Annotated in this window: 15 protein-coding genes; 4 read left to right on the top strand and 11 right to left on the bottom strand. The window is 70.9% G+C overall.

The genetic code is table 11. From position 1 onward, the window contains the following. Window positions 1-19: 19 nt before the first annotated feature. Window positions 20-649 carry an ATP-binding protein gene (locus J7E89_RS07960; RefSeq protein WP_308315377.1) on the bottom strand — a complete coding sequence of 210 codons (630 nt, stop codon included), beginning with the start codon at window positions 647-649 and terminating at the stop codon, window positions 20-22. 120 nt (window positions 650-769) lie between these two features. Between J7E89_RS07960 and J7E89_RS07955 the strand changes: the two genes are divergently transcribed. Continuing rightward, window positions 770-1177, top strand: coding sequence for a hypothetical protein (locus tag J7E89_RS07955; RefSeq protein WP_214970111.1), 408 nt, complete (start codon window positions 770-772; stop codon window positions 1175-1177). Window positions 1178-1256: 79 nt separating this feature from the next. On the opposite strand, the gene J7E89_RS07950 is transcribed toward J7E89_RS07955, so the two are convergent. Genes J7E89_RS07950 through deoC form a run of 3 tightly spaced genes read right to left on the bottom strand, consistent with a single transcriptional unit; the run spans window position 1257 to window position 4538 of the window. Beyond that, window positions 1257-2147: an aldehyde dehydrogenase gene (locus tag J7E89_RS07950; protein WP_214970109.1), complete on the bottom strand. Its 891-nt coding sequence runs from the start codon at window positions 2145-2147 to the stop codon at window positions 1257-1259. Continuing rightward, a complete protein-coding gene (locus J7E89_RS07945) occupies window positions 2140-3576 on the bottom strand; it encodes an aldehyde dehydrogenase family protein (RefSeq protein ID WP_214970108.1) in 1437 nt (478 codons plus the stop codon). The genes J7E89_RS07950 and J7E89_RS07945 overlap by 8 nt, the downstream gene beginning before the upstream one ends. A 5-nt stretch (window positions 3577-3581) precedes the next feature. Continuing rightward, complete coding sequence (gene deoC, locus J7E89_RS07940; protein WP_214970104.1) at window positions 3582-4538, bottom strand: deoxyribose-phosphate aldolase; 957 nt, start codon at window positions 4536-4538, stop codon at window positions 3582-3584. 276 nt (window positions 4539-4814) lie between these two features. Here deoC and J7E89_RS07935 point away from each other — a divergent pair, with 276 nt between their 5' ends. Continuing rightward, window positions 4815-5450 carry a PH domain-containing protein gene (locus J7E89_RS07935; RefSeq protein WP_214970102.1) on the top strand — a complete coding sequence of 212 codons (636 nt, stop codon included), beginning with the start codon at window positions 4815-4817 and terminating at the stop codon, window positions 5448-5450. 220 nt (window positions 5451-5670) lie between these two features. On the opposite strand, the gene J7E89_RS07930 is transcribed toward J7E89_RS07935, so the two are convergent. The 4 genes from J7E89_RS07930 to J7E89_RS07915 form a co-directional block, all read right to left on the bottom strand. Next, complete coding sequence (locus J7E89_RS07930; protein ID WP_251060224.1) at window positions 5671-6879, bottom strand: glycosyltransferase family 39 protein; 1209 nt, start codon at window positions 6877-6879, stop codon at window positions 5671-5673. Between the two features lie 153 nt (window positions 6880-7032). Then, window positions 7033-8703, bottom strand: coding sequence for a phospho-sugar mutase (locus J7E89_RS07925; RefSeq protein WP_214970217.1), 1671 nt, complete (start codon window positions 8701-8703; stop codon window positions 7033-7035). Window positions 8704-9126: 423 nt separating this feature from the next. Continuing rightward, the gene (locus J7E89_RS07920; RefSeq protein ID WP_214970100.1) at window positions 9127-9957 is read right to left on the bottom strand and encodes a purine-nucleoside phosphorylase; all 831 of its coding nucleotides are present in this window, start codon (window positions 9955-9957) and stop codon (window positions 9127-9129) included. Between the two features lie 102 nt (window positions 9958-10059). Continuing rightward, on the bottom strand, window positions 10060-10497 hold the full coding sequence (locus J7E89_RS07915; protein ID WP_214970098.1) for a gamma-glutamylcyclotransferase: 438 nt from the start codon (window positions 10495-10497) through the stop codon (window positions 10060-10062). 191 nt (window positions 10498-10688) lie between these two features. Here J7E89_RS07915 and J7E89_RS07910 point away from each other — a divergent pair, with 191 nt between their 5' ends. Then, on the top strand, window positions 10689-12128 hold the full coding sequence (locus tag J7E89_RS07910; protein WP_214970095.1) for an NAD(P)H-quinone dehydrogenase: 1440 nt from the start codon (window positions 10689-10691) through the stop codon (window positions 12126-12128). A 58-nt stretch (window positions 12129-12186) separates the two neighbouring features. Here the strand turns inward: J7E89_RS07910 and J7E89_RS07905 are convergent, their stop codons facing one another. Then, on the bottom strand, window positions 12187-14088 hold the full coding sequence (locus J7E89_RS07905) for a hypothetical protein (protein ID WP_214970092.1): 1902 nt from the start codon (window positions 14086-14088) through the stop codon (window positions 12187-12189). 134 nt (window positions 14089-14222) lie between these two features. Beyond that, window positions 14223-14873, bottom strand: a complete 651-nt coding sequence (locus J7E89_RS07900; protein ID WP_214970083.1) for a hypothetical protein — start codon at window positions 14871-14873, stop codon at window positions 14223-14225. Window positions 14874-15258: 385 nt separating this feature from the next. On the opposite strand from J7E89_RS07900, the gene J7E89_RS07895 reads away from it, so the two are divergent. Continuing rightward, window positions 15259-16233 (top strand): DeoR/GlpR family DNA-binding transcription regulator, encoded by a 975-nt coding sequence (locus tag J7E89_RS07895; RefSeq protein ID WP_214970080.1) that lies wholly within the window; start codon window positions 15259-15261, stop codon window positions 16231-16233. Between the two features lie 18 nt (window positions 16234-16251). On the opposite strand, the gene J7E89_RS07890 is transcribed toward J7E89_RS07895, so the two are convergent. After that, complete coding sequence (locus J7E89_RS07890; RefSeq protein ID WP_214970076.1) at window positions 16252-16833, bottom strand: TetR/AcrR family transcriptional regulator; 582 nt, start codon at window positions 16831-16833, stop codon at window positions 16252-16254. Between the last annotated feature and the right edge of the window lie 261 nt (window positions 16834-17094).

Raw genomic sequence — 17094 nt, 5'->3', positions numbered from 1 at the left:
CGGTAAGCCCCGGCAGCGGCTAGCGTGCGGCCGGGGTGCGGTGGCGGCCCGCTGCGGCGGCGGCGAGGCGGCCCAGGGCCTCGCCCTTCGCGCAGGGGTGCGCACCGAGAGCCGTCTGGCGGCCGACGATCGCCCGCTCGGCCCGCATCAGCCGCCACCCCCTGCGCAGCAGGAAGGGAACGGACTTCCGCCCCTCCCGCAAATCCCGCAGCAGCCGCCGCCGGAACGTCGTCCCCGGCCGCCCGCACAGGCAGAGCGCGTCAGCCAGTACGCCCAGCTCCTCGCAGCGCGCCACGATGTCCGCCGCGAAGATCCCCTCGGCCACGAACAAGGGCGTGCGCTCGATGTCCAGCGCTTCCTTGTCCACGATCGAACTGGTGGCGATGGAGTACACCGGGGCCGTCGTACGCCCCGTACGGCACAGCTCCTCGATCGCCGCGACGGCGGCGTCCGCGTCCCAGGACAGCGGCGAGTCCCAGTCGATGTCCGTACTCCCCGTGACCCGCGGAAGCGTGGGGTCGTCGCCCTCTTTGTAGAAGTCGTCGAGGCGCAGCACGGGCAGACCCGTACGGGCGGCGAGCGACGACTTTCCGGAACCGGAGGGGCCGGTCAGCAGGACGACGCGCGTGGGAAGGGGGGATGAACTCACGGGGAACCATTCTGCGGCATTGAGCCGGTCGGGGGACCCCACCGCGGAGTGGTTGGTATCGAGCGTCACACCTCAACTACTCTGCGTGCGCTCACGATTACTCACTCAGGCGGGAATCCCATGGCACGTGAAGCAGGTCCCAAGTCCCAGCGGAGCGCGCTGCTGCGCGCAGGTCTGGCCGTCGCCGCGGCCGGTACGGCCCTTGCCGCCGGCGGTGGTGCGGCGCACGCGGCCCCGCCTCCCGCCCCGCAGCAGGCCGGGATCGACGTACCGCTGGAGAACCTCGATCCGGCGGCCATGCCCGGCGCGCTCGACGCCGCGAGCGCCGGTGCGCTCGCCCCGGTCAAGGACTTCCATCTGAACCCGCTGGCGGGGACGGGCGTGGACCCGCTGGACAACGGACTGGGCACACAGGTCGCCGACTTCCAGCCGCTCAGCACGAAGCCGCTCACCGCCCCGCTCACGCAGGGCAACGCGGTGCGGGAAATGCCGCTGGTGGGTCAGGCGGCGGGGATGCTGCCGGGCTGAACCAGGTGGGCATGCATTAGTGCGGGCATGCGGATGGCCCCGTACCGCCGAAAGCGGGACGGGGCCATCCGCATGGGGATCAGTAGGCGGAGCCGGACGCGCCCAAGGAGCCCGTCGGGTGCCAGACCGTCTTCATTTCGAGGAACGCCGTCAGGCGGTGCGTGCCCTGGTCGGCCGACCAGTCGCCGTCCACAGGCTGTGGACGCAGAACCCGCTTGAGGTTGTCCGCCGCGGCGATCTCCAGATCGCGCGCCAGGTCGGCGTCCGCGCCAGAGAGGTCGATCGCGTTGACGTCCTGGTGCGCGGCGAGCGGCGCCGCGATCTCGCGCGTACGCCCGGTGAGGATGTTGACCACACCGCCCGGCAGGTCGGACGTGGCCAGGACCTCGCCGAGGGAGAGCGCGGGCAGCGGAGACTTCTCCGAGGCGATGACGACGGCCGTGTTGCCCGTCGCGATCACCGGGGCGATCACCGAGACCAGGCCCAGGAAAGACGACTCCTGGGGGGCGACGACGGTGACGACGCCGGTGGGCTCGGGAGTGGAGAGGTTGAAGAACGGGCCCGCTACCGGGTTCGCGCCGCCGACGATCTGGGCGATCTTGTCGGTCCAGCCCGCGTACCAGACCCAGCGGTCGATCGCCGCGTCGACGACCACGGCCGCCTTCGACTTCGACAGGCCCTCCGCGTCCGCCACTTCGCGTACGAACTGGTCCCTGCGGCCCTCCAGCATCTCGGCGATGCGGTAGAGGATCTGGCCCCGGTTGTACGCCGTCGCGCCCGACCAGCCGCCGAACGCCTTGCGCGCCGCGACGACCGCGTCACGGGCGTCCTTGCGGGAGGCCAGAGGGGCGTTCGCCAGCCAGTGGCTCTTGGAGTCCGTCACTTCGTACACCCGGCCGCTCTCGCTCCGGGGGAACTTGCCCCCGACGTACAGCTTGTAGGTCTTGAGGACAGTCAAGCGGTCAGACATCGAGGTACGCCTCCAGGCCGTGACGGCCGCCTTCACGGCCGAAGCCCGACTCCTTGTAGCCGCCGAAGGGCGAGGTCGGGTCGAACTTGTTGAACGTGTTGGCCCAGACCACACCCGCGCGGAGCTTGTTCGCGACCGCGAGGATCCGCGAGCCCTTCTCCGTCCAGATGCCTGCCGACAGGCCGTACTGGCTGTTGTTGGCCTTGGCGACGGCCTCGTCGGGCGTACGGAACGACAGCACCGACAGCACCGGGCCGAAGATCTCGTCGCGCGCGACGGTGTGCGCCTGCGTGACATTCGTGAAGAGCGTCGGCGCGAACCAGTAGCCGGAGGACGGGAGATCGCAGGGCGCGGACCAGCGCTCGGCGCCCTCCGCCTCGCCGGTCTCGGTGAGTGTGGTGATACGGGCGAGCTGTTCGGCGGAGTTGATGGCGCCGATGTCGGTGTTCTTGTCCAGCGGGTCGCCCAGGCGGAGCGTGGAGAGCCTGCGCTTCAGGGAGTCGAGGAGTTCGTCCTGGATCGACTCCTGGACCAGGAGGCGCGAGCCCGCGCAGCAGACCTGGCCCTGGTTGAAGAAGATGCCGGTGACGATGCCCTCGACGGCCTGGTCGATGGGGGCGTCGTCGAAGACGATGTTCGCGCCCTTGCCGCCCAGCTCGAGGGTGACCTTCTTCTTCGTACCCGCGACCTGGCGGGCGATCGCCTTGCCTACGGCCGTGGAGCCCGTGAAGGCGACCTTGTTGACGTCCGGGTGCTCGACGAGCGCGGCGCCCGCCTCCCCGTAACCGGGAAGGATGTTGACGACGCCCCTGGGCAGGCCCGCCTGGCGGCAGATGTCCGCGAAGAAGAGAGCGGAGAGGGGGGTCGTCTCGGCGGGCTTCAGGACGACCGTGTTGCCCGTCGCGAGCGCCGGGGCGATCTTCCACGCCAGCATGAGGAGCGGGAAGTTCCAGGGGATGACCTGGCCCGCCACGCCCAGGGGGCGCGGGTTGGCGCCGTACCCCGCGTGGTCGAGCTTGTCGGCCCAGCCCGCGTAGTAGAAGAAGTGCGCGGCGACCAGGGGGAGGTCCGCGTCGCGCGTCTCCTTGATCGGCTTGCCGTTGTCGAGCGTCTCCAGGACGGCCAGCTCGCGCGAGCGCTCCTGGATGATCCGCGCGATACGGAAGAGGTACTTGGCGCGCTCGGAGCCCGGCAGCGCGGACCACTTCTCGAACGCCTTGCGTGCCGCCTTCACTGCGCGGTCGACGTCCTCGGTGCCTGCGCGTGCTACCTCGGAAAGGACTTCCTCGGTGGACGGCGAGATCGTCTTGAAGACCTTGCCGTCGGCCGCGTCGGTGAACTCGCCGTCGATGAACAGGCCGTACGACGGGGCGATGTCGACTACCGAGCGGGACTCGGGAGCGGGTGCGTACTCGAATACAGATGCCATGGTGATCAGTCCACCGTCACGTAGTCGGGACCGGAGTAACGGCCGGTGCTCAGCTTCTGCCGCTGCATCAGCAGGTCGTTCAGCAGCGAGGACGCGCCGAAGCGGAACCATTCGTTGCTGAGCCAGTCCTCGCCGACCGTCTCGTTGACCAGCACCAGGAACTTGACCGCGTCCTTGGTGGTGCGGATGCCGCCGGCCGGCTTCACGCCGATCTGGATTCCAGTCTGCGCCTTGAAGTCGCGTACGGCCTCAAGCATGAGCAGGGTGTTCGGCGGGGTGGCGTTCACGCCGACCTTGCCGGTGGAGGTCTTGATGAAGTCCGAGCCCGCCAGCATCCCGATCCACGAGGCGCGGCGGATGTTGTCGTACGTCGAGAGCTCACCGGTCTCGAAGATGACCTTGAGGCGGGCCTTGTCGCCGCACTCGGCCTTCACGGCCACGATCTCTTCGTAGACCTTCAGGTAATGACCGGACAGGAAGGCTCCCCGGTCGATCACCATGTCGATCTCGTCGGCCCCGGCTGCCACGGCGTCGCGTACGTCCGCGAGCTTCACGGGGAGCGCTGCGCGGCCGGCCGGGAAGGCGGTGGCGACGGACGCGACCTTGATGCCGGTGCCGGCCAGGGCCTCCTTGGCGGTGGCTGCCATGTCCGGGTAGACGCAGATCGCGGCGACGCGCGGCGTCGTGCGGTCGGTCGGGTCGGGATTGGCGCCCTTGGCGCAGAGCGCCCGGACCTTGCCCGGGGTGTCCGCGCCTTCGAGCGTGGTCAGGTCGATCATGGAGATGGCCAGGTCAATGGCGTACGCCTTGGACGTGGTCTTGATCGAACGGGTACCGAGGGACGCGGCGCGCGCTTCGAGGCCGACGGTGTCTACGCCGGGGAGCCCGTGCAGGAAGCGGCGCAGCGCTGCGTCGGACGCGGTCACGTCGGCGAACGCGGATGCGGGTGCAGTGGTGGGCATGGTCACCACTGCAGCATATCTACGCGCGTAGCGACCTGTACAGCCCCTGGGCGGATGAGCGGGACGGCCACCTCCTGGGACCCCCGTCTCCTGGAGCGGCCGTGCGCACTACGGCGGGGGTACGTTCCCGCTGCTCGACGGCAGCACGGGACCCACAGCGCCTGGGCCCGCTGAGGCGCGGGCGCCGGCGAGCGGCTGGGACCTTGCGGCTGGGACGTTGCCGTAACGCAATCTCCCGGCCGCTCCCGGCCGTCGCCGTTCAGGCAGAATCACCCCATGACAAGCAGCCCCAAACCGCCCTCCGAGCCCACGTACGCCGACCGGGTCTTCCGGTCGCCCTCAGCCCTGGCCGGCGGAGTCCTGGTGCTCGCGCTGGCCGCCTGGGTCGGCGGCGACGCGCTGGTGCGCGGGGAGGGCCGTACGCCGTGGGCGGCCGTGGCGGGGCTGCTGTTCGCCGTGCCGCTGGTGGTGGCGTTCACGCTGCGGCCTGCCGTCTTCGCCAATGACGACCGGCTCCGGATCCGCAATCCCTTCCGTACGATCACGCTGCCGTGGGCGTCGGTCGAGGGCGTACGGGCCGGTTACTCCAGCGAGGTGTTCGCGGGCGGCAAGAAGTACCAGCTGTGGGCGATCCCCGTCTCGCTGCGCCAGCGCAAGCGCGTTGCCCGCCGGCAGGCCAGGCAGGCGTCGGACGACCCGTACGGCAGGACGTCCGCGACCGCCGACGTCACCGACACGGGGGCGCGCAGGGCGCCCACCGACCAGACGGTGGACGACCTGCGGGAGCAGGCGGAGCGGTGCGCGGCGCGGCCGGGCGCGCAGGGCAGCCCGTCTGTGCGCTGGGCGTACGAAATCATCGCGCCGTGCGTGGTGGGGGCGATCGCGCTGGCCGTGCTGCTGGCCACTGGGTGAAGCCGGCGCGGGGGTCTTTTTCCCGGGGCGTTGAAGTCGGTGCCGCGCCGGGGCGTCTCCTCGGGCGTCGAACGTTCGGGTACTGCGTTGTTTCGTGTGGGCTCGTTGCGTTCGACGCCCTGCGGGGAGCGCCCCGGCACGTCCCCTCCTGGCACCGTGGACTGCGAGGGGGAGGCGGGGAGCCCTCCCGGCACCCTTGTTTGCTCGGCGGCGTGGTGGCTCATGGCGGGCCCGGCCAGATCAGCTGCATGTACGCGCCGAACCACATTGAGGCGAGCGCCGTTCCGCCCATCACCAGCGCTCCGGTGAGCCGCCTGGCCCGCGCCACCGCCAGCGCGAGCGGCAGCAGCAGCGGGAAGCCCGGGATCAGGAAGCGGGCGCGCGGGAAGTAGACGCCGCCGCTGCCCAGAACGACCAGCAGCAGTACGCCTGTGAACACCAGCAGCGGCAGCGGCAGTCGCTCGGCGGCGCAGAGCAGGAACAGGGCGACGGACAGGAACAGCACCAGCGTCACCACCACCAGGAACAGCTGCGGCTTCGACTGGTAGAGCAGGAAGCGCCGTATCTCGCGCAGCGTGTCGGCCCCGCCGTCCCACTCGTTGAGCCACAGTTTCTGCACGGCGAGGTAGCCGTCCCAGCGGCCGAGGCGCAGGCCCACCCAGGCGACGTAACCGAACCATCCCAGCGGCGCGATCAGCCCGGCGGCGAGCACGGCGGGCCGCAGCCCTCTTCCGCCCCGCCAGGACCGCCACAGCGCCACCGCCGCCGCCACCGAGACGGCCGCGCCGACCGCGATGCCCGTGGGGCGGGTCAGGCCGGCGAGTGTGGCGAGGGGGCCGGCCCACAGCCAGCGGCCGGCGAGGACGGCGTACAGCGACCAGGCCGTCAGCGCTGTGAACAGCGACTCCGTGTAGCCCATCCACTGGACGACCGCGACGGGCATGCAGCCCCACAGGACGGCCAGCAGGGTGCCGACGCGGCGCCCGTACAGCCGGTCGCCGACGGCGAAGATGCCCCAGGCCGCGACGAGTGAGAAGGCGACGGCGAGCAGTACGCCGACGCTGGCGCGCGAGCCGGGGGTGACGCCCGCCACCGCCTTGACGATCACGGGGTAGAGGGGGAAGAAGGCCAGGTTGTTGCTGTTGCGGGCGGTGCCGAGGGTGGAGTCGTACCCGCTGTCGGCGATCTCCAGGTACCAGCGGGAGTCCCAGGAAGTGGCGAGGGCGGGCCACAGGCCGTGGCCCTTCAGATGGGCCCAGTGCCCGAGAACCAGCACGCCCAGGACGCGTACGGCGACGTACCCGGCCAGGGCGGGCGCGGCACGCCGCAGGGACTTCGTGAGCCGGTCCCGCGTCCCGTCGTACGGGCGCCTGGCGGCTGGCCCGGCCCTGCGGGGCCGGCGGGTCACCGGGGGTGCGGTCGGGGGCAAGGCGGCAGCTCCTGGGACTCGGCGGGGATACCGGGTCACCCTTCCTCGTCCGATCAGGAGAGGGCACGGAGGGCTGCGTCACCTGCCGTACGGAAACCACTCGTCCGGGCGGTCGGTCCCGGGCAGGGAACCGACCGCACGGCGCTTGGTGATTCAGATGCCGGCCGCCGCCGACAGGTCGTGCTTGATGGTGGAGAGGATGGCTTCCGCCCGCTCCTTGGCCGCCGGCAGCTCGTTCGCGCCGGCTACCGGGACCACGGCCTCCAGGTAGCACTTGAGCTTCGGTTCGGTGCCGCTCGGGCGGACGATCACTCGGGCCTTCACCTCACCGTCCAGGTAGTAGCGCAGGCCGTCGGTCGGCGGCAGCTTGTCCGTGCCGCGCGTCAGGTCCTCGGCGGAGGTGACGGTCAGGCCCGCGAGCGTGGCGGGCGGCTGGGCGCGCAGCCGCGCCATCGCGTCGGCGATCACTGTCAGGTCCTCGACGCGGACGGAGAGCTGGTCGGTCGCGTGCAGGCCGTGCTCTACGGCGAGGTCGTCGAGGAGGTCGAGCAGCGTGCGGTTCTCGGACTTCAGGACGGAGGCCAGCTCGGTGACGAGGAGGGCCGCCGTGATGCCGTCCTTGTCGCGTACGCCCTCGGGGTCGACGCAGTAGCCGAGCGCCTCTTCGTAGCCGTAGCGCAGGCCGTCGACGCGGGCGATCCACTTGAAGCCGGTCAGGGTCTCCTCGTACGGCAGACCGGCGGCGGCGGCGATCCGGCCGAGGAGCGACGACGACACGATGGACTCGGCGAAAGTGCGGTTGCTCCCCGATACCCCGTTGCGGACCAGGTGCGCGGCGAGCAGCGCGCCGACTTCGTCGCCGCGCAGCATCCGCCAGTCGTCCGTGCCGGGCAGGGGCACGGCGACGGCGCAGCGGTCCGCGTCCGGGTCGTTCGCGACGATCAGGTCGGGCCGCTCGGGCTGCATGCGGCGGGCGGTGGCGAAGGCCAGGTCCATGGCTCCCGGCTCCTCCGGGTTGGGGAAGGCGACCGTGGGGAAGTCCGGGTCCGGCTCGGCCTGCTCGGCGACGAGTACGGGCTCGGGGAATCCGGCGCGGGCGAAGGCGGCCGTCAGGACCTCCTTGCCGACGCCGTGCATGGCCGTGTAGACGACGCGGGCGGTGCGGGGGGACCCGGCGGTCAGGACCTCGTCCGTACGGGCGAGGTAGGCCTCCAGGACCTCCTCGTTGAGGGTGAACCAGCCGTTGTCGGGGCGCGGTACGTCGGCGAGCGACCGTACGGCGTCGATCTCGGCGGCGATCTCGGCGTCGGCGGGCGGCACGATCTGGGATCCGTCGCCGAGGTAGACCTTGTAGCCGTTGTCGCGGGGCGGGTTGTGGCTGGCGGTGACCTCGACGCCGGCGACGGCGCCCAGGTGCCTTATGGCGAAGGCCAGTACGGGGGTGGGCAGCGGGCGGGGCAGGAGGGCGGCGCGCAGACCGGCGCCGGTCATGACGGCGGCGGTGTCGCGGGCGAAGTCGGCGCTCTTGTGGCGGGCGTCGTAGCCGATGACGACGAGGCCGTCGGTCTGGCCGTTGGCCTTCAGGTACGCGGCGAGGCCGGCGGCGGCGCGGATGACTACGGCGCGGTTCATTCGCATGGGGCCCGCGCCGAGTTCTCCGCGGAGGCCGGCCGTGCCGAACTGGAGGGTGCCGGCGAAGCGCGCGGCGATCTCGTCCAGGGCCTCGGCGTCGATGAGCTTGGCGAGCTCGTCGCGGGTCTCGCTGTCCGGGTCCTCGGCCAGCCAGGCCTGCGCCCGGGCGATGAGCTCCTGCTCCTGCTGCACGATGTGGTCCACCTCTCGTGTGTGGTGCGTTGCGATTCGCCTGCGGCGAGCTTGTTCCCCGGCCCGCCCCTTCCCGAACTGGGGCAAGCCCCAGCCCCCGCAAACACGCAGACCCCTACGGGCGTGTCCTCGAACGCCGGACGGGCTGGTTCTGCCGCGTGCGGCAACCCTCGGCGGACGGGCCGAAGGCAGCCGCACGGGCCTTTCGCGTGCCGCAACTCTCGCGGACGGCCTGAGCTCGCGCGCTCAACCTTCCGCTCCCGGCACACTTCAGCCCCTCCGGCGTTTGAGGACATGCCCGGAGGGAGGGCCTCCGGGGTCCCCGCAGGGCCGGGGCCCGGCCGGGCGAGGGTGTCGGCCGGTGTCGGCCGGTGTCGGCCGGTGTCGGCCGGTGTCGGCCGGTGTCGGCCGGTGTCCAGGGGGTTAGATGCGTTCCAGGACCTGGGCCAGGAGTGCGCCCATCCGGGTCGCCGAGTCGCGGCCGGCCTGGAGGACTTCCTCGTGGTTCAGGGGTTCGCCCGTCAGGCCCGCGGCCAGGTTGGTGACCAGCGAGATGCCGAGCACCTCCGCACCCGCCTCACGCGCGGCGATGGCCTCCAGGACCGTGGACATGCCGACGAGGTCGCCGCCCATCACGCGGACCATGTTGATCTCGGCCGGCGTCTCGTAGTGCGGGCCGGGGAACTGGACGTACACGCCCTCCTCAAGGGTGGCGTCCACCTCCTTGCACAGCGCGCGCAGCCGCGGCGAGTACAGGTCCGTCAGGTCCACGAAGTTCGCCCCGATGATCGGCGAGGTGGCCGTCAGGTTGATGTGGTCGCTGATCAGGACCGGCTGGCCGGGGCGCATGCCCGGACGCAGGCCGCCGCAGCCGTTCGTCAGGACGATGGTCTTGCAGCCGGCCGCGACGGCGGTACGGACGCCGTGGGAGACCGCGGCGACACCGCGGCCCTCGTAGTAGTGCGTACGGCCGAGGAAGACCAGTGCGCGCTTGTCGCCGATCTTGTATGAGCGGACCGTGCCCGCGTGTCCGGCGACGGCCGGCGGCGGGAAGCCGGGCAGCTCGGTGACGGCGAACTCGTGCTCGGGCGCGCCCAGCGCCTCGGCGGCCGGCACCCAGCCCGACCCCATCACGAGGGCGACGTCGTGGGTCTCGGCTCCGGTCAGCTCGCGCAGGCGGGCGGCGGCGGCGTCGGCTGCCGCGTGGGGGTCGGCGAAGCCGTCGGTGGGGGCGGGGGTAACAGATGCGTTCACGCCGACGAGGGTAGCCGGTCTCGCCCTACGCGCGTAGATGTCACTGCCGACGGTGTTGCGATCGTTGCTTTGTCGGATCGGACGAAGGCAGGCTCACACCCCTCAGCAGGGGCGCTTGCGCAGCTCCATGACGTAGTCGTGCGGCGCGCCCGCCGACTCCGCCGCGTCGGCGAGTTCTCCCAGGTAGCGGGCGGAGGGAAGCCCGCCCTCGTACCCGTTCAGGACGTACAGCCAGGTCGGCTCCTCGCCCTCCAGCGTGTGTACGCGCACCCGCATCCGGCGGTAGATGTCGAGTCCGACACCCTCCCACCGGTCCATGGAGTCCTCGTCCATCGGAGCGATGTCGTACAGCGCGACGAAGACCTGCGAACGCGGAGCTTCCACGATGGTGGCGAGCGCGCCCTCCCAGCCCATCGACTCCCCGCCGAAGGTCAGCCGCCAGCCGTTGAGCCAGCCGGTCCCGCGCAGCGGTGAGTGCGGTGCGCGGCGCGTCATCAGCCGCGCGTCGAGGTTGCCGGCGTACGCGGCGTAGAGCGACATGTGATCGAGGGTACGGGAGGGGGTGGAGCGGCGGGGGCCGTGGAGCGTTGCGGCCGGATGGAGGCCCCGGGGCGAAGCACCTTGAAGCGTGCGGGACAATGGAGTACGTACTGCATCCCCCCGGGCGATCCCCGGATCCCCGGCCGAGCGGGCAGGCGGGCCGGGATTGACAATGCGAGGCGGACTTTTTCGTGACCCGGATCGTGATCATCGGTGGCGGACCCGGCGGATACGAGGCGGCCCTGGTGGGCGCCCAGCTCGGCGCGGAGGTGACGGTAGTCGACAGCGACGGTCTGGGCGGGGCGTCGGTACTCACCGACTGCGTACCGTCGAAGACTCTGATCGCAACGGCCGAGGTGATGACGACCTTCGACTCTTCGTACGAGGAGTTGGGCATCATCGTCGCCGACGACACGCCGCACGTGGAGCAGGCGGCCCGGGTGGTCGGCGTGGACCTGGGCAAGGTCAACCGCCGTGTGAAGCGCCTCGCGCTCGCGCAGTCCCACGACATCACCGCTTCCGTCACGCGCGCGGGCGCGCGCGTGCTGCGCGGCCGCGGTCGCATCGAGGGCCAGCAGGGCTCGGACGGCTCACGCACGGTCGTCGTGACGTACAGCGACGGCATTGAGGAGCGTCTCACCGCCGACGCCGTACTGATCGCGACGGGCGGGCACCCGCGCGAGATTCCCGACGCGCTCCCGGACGGCGAGCGGATCCTGAACTGGACGCAGGTGTACGACCTGGACGAGCTCCCCGAGGAGCTCATCGTGGTCGGCTCCGGTGTCACGGGCGCGGAGTTCGCCGGCGCGTACCAGGCGCTCGGCTCGCGCGTCACCCTCGTCTCCTCCCGCGACCGCGTGCTGCCCGGCGAGGACCCGGACGCCGCCGCCGTCCTGGAGGACGTCTTCCGGCGGCGCGGCATGAACGTCATGGCCCGCTCGCGCGCCGAGTCCGCCAAGCGCGTCGGCGACCGCGTGGAAGTGACTCTCTCCGACGGGCGTGTCATCAGCGGTACGCACTGCCTGATGGCCGTCGGCGCCATCCCGAACTCCGCGGACATGGGGCTGGAGGAGGCCGGGGTCCGGCTGAAGGACTCGGGCCACATCCTGACCGACCGGGTTTCGCGCACCAGCGCGCCGGGCGTGTACGCGGCCGGTGACGTCACCGGTGTCTTCGCGCTCGCGTCGGTCGCGGCCATGCAGGGCCGGATCGCGATGTACCACTTCCTGGGCGACGCGGTGACTCCGCTCAACCTCAAGACCGTCTCGGCGAACGTCTTCACCGACCCCGAGATCGCGACGGTCGGCTACAGCCAGTCGGACGTGGACTCGGGCAAGATCGAGGCGCGCGTCGTGAAGCTGCCGCTGCTGCGCAACCCGCGCGCGAAGATGCAGGGCATCCGCGACGGCTTCGTCAAGATCTTCTGCCGTCCCGGTACGGGCATCGTGGTCGGCGGCTGCGTCGTCTCACCGCACGCGAGCGAGCTGATCCACCCGATTTCGATCGCGGTCGACAACAACCTGACCGTGGAACAGATCGCGAACGCGTTCACGGTCTACCCGTCCCTGTCGGGTTCGATCGCCGAGGTCGCACGGCAGTTGCACACGCGCAAGACGTCCGCCGAGGCGTAGGGCCGGGGGACGCGCATGGCGTCGCCCCCCGGCATCCCGTGTCCTCGTGCCCGAGCGGTCAGTCGTCGCTGACCACGAAGAGGTGAAGGTCCTTCGACAGCGTCCGGGCGCTCTTCGCGGCCGTCTGCCACTCGTCGCCGTCCAGGGACTGGTACGGGAGATCCATCAGTTCGCGGTAGTCGTCGAAGCCGGCCCGCGCTTCCGCCAGCCCCATGGCCATGCGCTGCCGGGCCGCCTCCGCCTCGGAAGCCGGAGTGCTCGTCGGCTTCATGAGGACGCGCTGGCGCAGCCAGTCGTTGTTGGCCGCCGGCGTATTGGGCGTACCGCTGTCGTCGGCCGTCCGGCCGTCCTCGTCCAGCCGGGGAAACCCGGGCTTCGGCTGCCGGGAGGCCCGGACGGTGGCCATGAGCTGCTTGATCCCCCACGCGTTGGTGATCATTTTGTCGACCACCGTCGACGCGTGCCCGCGGTAGGCCGCCGATCCCCGGTCCACGCCCAGACCGCCGAGCGCCAGCAGTGGTACGACCGCCCTGGCGGCGACCTCGCAGCAGCGCGGGCCGCTCTCACCGCTGTCCACCTCGGCCAGCGCATCCCGTTCCAGTTGGTCCAGATCCTTGTCCTCCGGACGCGGCACCACGTCCCAGTCCTGTCCCACGCGCGTCCACAGTGCGTGCACCGCCGCGTTACGGGCGCCGCTCAGCAGGTGGCTGTCCTGACCGGAGAAGGAGCGCAGGGCGAGTTCGAATACATAGGGTGAACGCCCCTTCGCGGAGAAGGACTTGGCTCCCAGCACTTCATTGATCACTCGCCGCTTCTCCTTCGACGGGGTGGTCATCAGCCGGATCAGCCAGGCGCACCGTTCGTCCCGGTGCGTGCTGAGACCGATTCTCTTCGCGACGTCGGTGAGATCTTCGCGGCCCAGTGCGAAGACGAGGCTGTCCGGCTCCAGCAGGCCGTAGTCGGCCAGCGTGTTCACCGCGCGCTCCGCCAGGAGAGTCCGCTGCGCCTCCTCCGAGAACGCCTTCGGCTCGATGTTCTGCGCTCCCAGTGCCAGGTTCAGCGTGCTGACGTAGGTCGCCTTTCCGGTGCGTTGTTGCGGTGTGGCCTGTTCGCTCCAGCCCCAGCCGACGATCAGGTCGGCTTCGGCGGTAAGGGCGTTGATCTGCCTCTCGGCGTGGAACAGATCGTCCAGCCGCATCTCCTCGTTCTTGGACAGCTTCTCCGCGACCTTGCTCAGGTCGCGCATCAGCTTGCTGAGCCAGCGCCGCTGAGAGGTGGGGTCCATGGTGAGGATCGTGGATTCCGTCAGCCCGAGGATCTTGTGGGCGGACGCGGTGCGCGAGGTGCCGTCGACGACCCCCACGGCCTGGCGCGGCGTACCGTCCGAGAAGCGGAATTCCACGTGCCCGGCGAGCAAGGGCATGAGCACACCATTGGATCCGATGTCGTCCACCCAGCTGTTGTGCCGGAGGACGAACGCAGCGTTGCTGTCCAGCGCGCCGGCGACGGCAGCGCGCGAGCCCCGGTAGACCAGGGAGGGCAGACCGGGAGGTGACTCAGGGGCAGGCAGCGCGAGATGGGGCGAACCCGCCGCGCCGACCTTGGGGTCGGAGAGGTAGGTCTGGCCGACGACGAACCTGCCGTTCGTCGCGTCGACGAGCAGCAGGGGTGTCCAGACGGTCGTACGGAGCAGATGGAGCGTCCGGTTGCCGCGCACGCGCTGCTGCCTGATGTGGGCCGCTCGTACACCGCGCGGATCGACCACGGTGGCGAGCAGCTCGGCCGCGGTCTCCTCCGTATGCCCGATCTCGGCATCGGCGTCCTGTACCAGGCGCTCGGCCGCGCTCTCGACGGACCTGCGGTCGCGGACGACGAGATGCCCGACACGCTCGCGCAGCACCTCCACCCGGTCCCGGTAGTCGCCTTCCGGAATGTCCCTCTCTATTTCCATTTCACCCATAAGTGGTAAGCCTCCCGCTTGACCGTGTGCCCCTGGGCGGGCAGGCTGAATGAGCCGGACCCACGAGGGCCCGGAAGTGGGGCCAGGTCATCCGCCGGACGACGGACACCTGGCCTTCGCGTTGTCTGGGTCGGCTATGAATCGCCGCGGGCGGCGGCGGGCCCGTGGGACAGGGAACACCGGCCGCAGGTCAGTACGGTCGCCTTGGCGGCGGTGGCCAGGTCGTCCCGGTAATCGGCGCTGCCATCGAGCGCGGCGCCGAAGGCTCCCGCGACGACATCGGCGGCCCACAGGGCGTGCTCCGCGGGGCCGGCGGCGTGCTCTACGCGCAGGTCCCCCGGCAGGACTCCCGCGCGGCGCAGCCCGGTCAGCCCCTTGAGGTCTCCCTTGTCCCGTACGGGTCCCCTGGACTCGAAGACCGCCTCGGTGACGCCGCGCTCGGCCAGTGCGGTCAGCAGCGACTGCATCGCCTTGCCGCGGGCGCGCTCCTGGTGGGCGTTGTCCATCCGGCACCACGTGGCGATCACGATCTCGGGCTCGACCGATGACGTGCGGCGGGTGAGCAGCAGTCGCCGCCGGGCGGACTCGTCGCGCCAGTGCAGTTTGCGCTGCCCCCTGAGCAGCAGGGACGCCATGGTGTCCCGGGCGTGCTGCACCCGATGGGGCGGCAGCAGGACGGCCGCCAGCATGTAGATCCCGGCGCCGTCGGCGCGGCAGCGCAGCGACTCGTCACAGAACGCGCGGGAGCCCGGCTCAGTGGCTCGGGAAGGTAAGGCGCCGTGCATGGTGGTGTGACCTTCGGTGGCACGAGAGCGCGCAGCGCCCGTGCCGGGCAGGTCCTGTCCGACTCGGCACCCCCGGGCGGAGCAACGCGGTCCGGAGTGGAACGCCGGAAGCGCGGTGAGCGCGGGGTGAGTTGCTGGGGGGAGGCGGGGAATGCCTCCGACCGGCAACTCTGTGCACTGGAAGTCCAGGATCATATGAAGTTTCAGGTTGGCGAAGACCGTAGACCTTCACCCGCTGTGCTGCAAACGCAGTTTGATGAAGCATCAGCTGTGCGACGGCCTGCCGAAGCGGCAACTATCACAAACTGTCCTCACCTGTGGGCAACTTCTGTTATTCGGCGCAAACTGCTGAAAACTATCGGTCGCTGGGGTTACTGTCAGTTTCGTGTTCGCTGCAGAACGTCGCCAATTGATCCTCGAAATGGTGCGCGCCAACGGGGCTGTATCGCTCCGTGAGCTCGCCCGCGTCGTCCAGACCTCCGAAGTGACCGTACGGCGGGACGTGCGGGCACTGGAGGCAGAAGGACTCCTCGACCGCCGGCACGGCGGTGCGGTACTGCCGGGCGGTTTTACGCGGGAGTCCGGCTTTCCGCAGAAATCCCATCTCGCGACCGCGGAGAAGACGGCCATCGCCGACCTCGCCGCGGGACTCGTCGAAGAGGGCGAAGCCATCGTCGTCGGCGCCGGGACGACCACACAGGAACTGGCCAGACGGCTGGCCCGGGTCCCCGGGCTCACCGTCGTCACCAACTCCCTGCTGGTGGCCCAGGCGCTGGCGCACGCCAACCGTGTCGAGGTCGTCATGACCGGTGGCACGCTGCGCGGCTCGAACTACGCGCTGGTCGGCAGCGGGGCCGAGCAGTCCCTCCAGGGGCTGCGGGTCTCCCGGGCCTTCCTCTCCGGGAGCGGGCTGACCGCGGAACGCGGCCTGTCCACCTCCAACATGCTGTCGGCGAGCGTCGACCGGGCGCTGGTGCAGGCCGCCGCCGAGGTGGTGGTCCTGGCGGACCACACCAAGCTCGGCACCGACACCATGTTCCAGACGGTGCCCACCGACGTGATCACGCGCCTCGTCACCGACGAGCCGCCGCCCCACGACGACCGCGCGGCCACCGAACTGCAGGCCCTGGCCGATCAGGGAGTGCAGATCGCCGTCGCGGGGCCGGGGGTCGCGGGCGCCGGGGGCGACGGCGTCCCGCCGGGGCGCCAGCCCCGCAGGGACATGCCCCTGCCGGGCCAGCGGCGTACGCACCCGGGCGGGCCCGGTGCGCAATTGCGCAGCGCCGGATCTCTGGCAGAGCAGCCGTCGGGCCCCGCCGAGCGTGAACGGGCGCGCGTCGCCGATCTGCGCCGCCGGTGAAGCGCTGAAGCGGCGAGGTTACGTCGCCGCTTCCTTGTCCGCCCGATCCACCTGATCCGCCCGCAGACCCGTCAGCGTCAGCGTCAGCAGACGGTCGGCCAACTCCGGGTCGTCCGGCGCCTGTTCGGCGGACAGTGCGATCGCGTTGGTCAGCTGCATCAGGTCGCCGATCGACACGTTGGGCCTGACGACGCCGCTCTCCTGAGCCCGTACGAGCAGCCGCTCACCGGCCTCGTTCATCGGCGTACTGCATCGGGCCAGTGCCGAACTCTCGTCGCGCGAGGCCGACATGAGCTCGCGGGCGAGACCTCGGTACTCGCCCGCATGAGTGATGATGTCGCGCAGCCAGGTGACGAGCGCCGAGCAGGGCGCCTCGCTGTCGGCGAGCTCACGGGAGTGCGCGATGAGTTCGTCCACGGCGCCCTGGAAGACGGCGCTCATGAGCGCGTGGCGGGTGGGGAAGTGCCGGTAGAGCGTGCCGATGCCCACACCGGCGCGGCGCGCGATGTCTTCGAGCGAGGCGTCGGTGCCGTGCTCGGCGAAGGCGGTACGGGCCTCGGCCAGCACGCGCTCGTAATTCCGGCGGGCATCGGCACGCATGGGCCGCACAGCCGCTGACGCGGGCGCAGGCGCGGACGCGGGCGGCGACTGTGGTCCCGGCTCGGATGCCGACTTGGGCTGGGACCCTGGCCCGGGTGCCGGGTGGGACGCCGAGGGCGGCGCTGACCGGGGCGACGGCGCCGGCTGGGGCTCCGGCTCTGGCGTCGGTGGTTTCAGCGCCTCCGGCCTCTGTGGTCTGCTCGTCGCCATGGGCTTGCCCTTCTCCTGCTCCGGTCTCCAGGATGCCATTGCGCGCTGAGG

The sequence above is a fragment of the Streptomyces sp. ISL-100 genome (genome assembly GCF_018614615.1).
Classification (GTDB): domain Bacteria; phylum Actinomycetota; class Actinomycetes; order Streptomycetales; family Streptomycetaceae; genus Streptomyces.
This window is presented reverse-complemented; position numbering and strand designations above follow the sequence as displayed.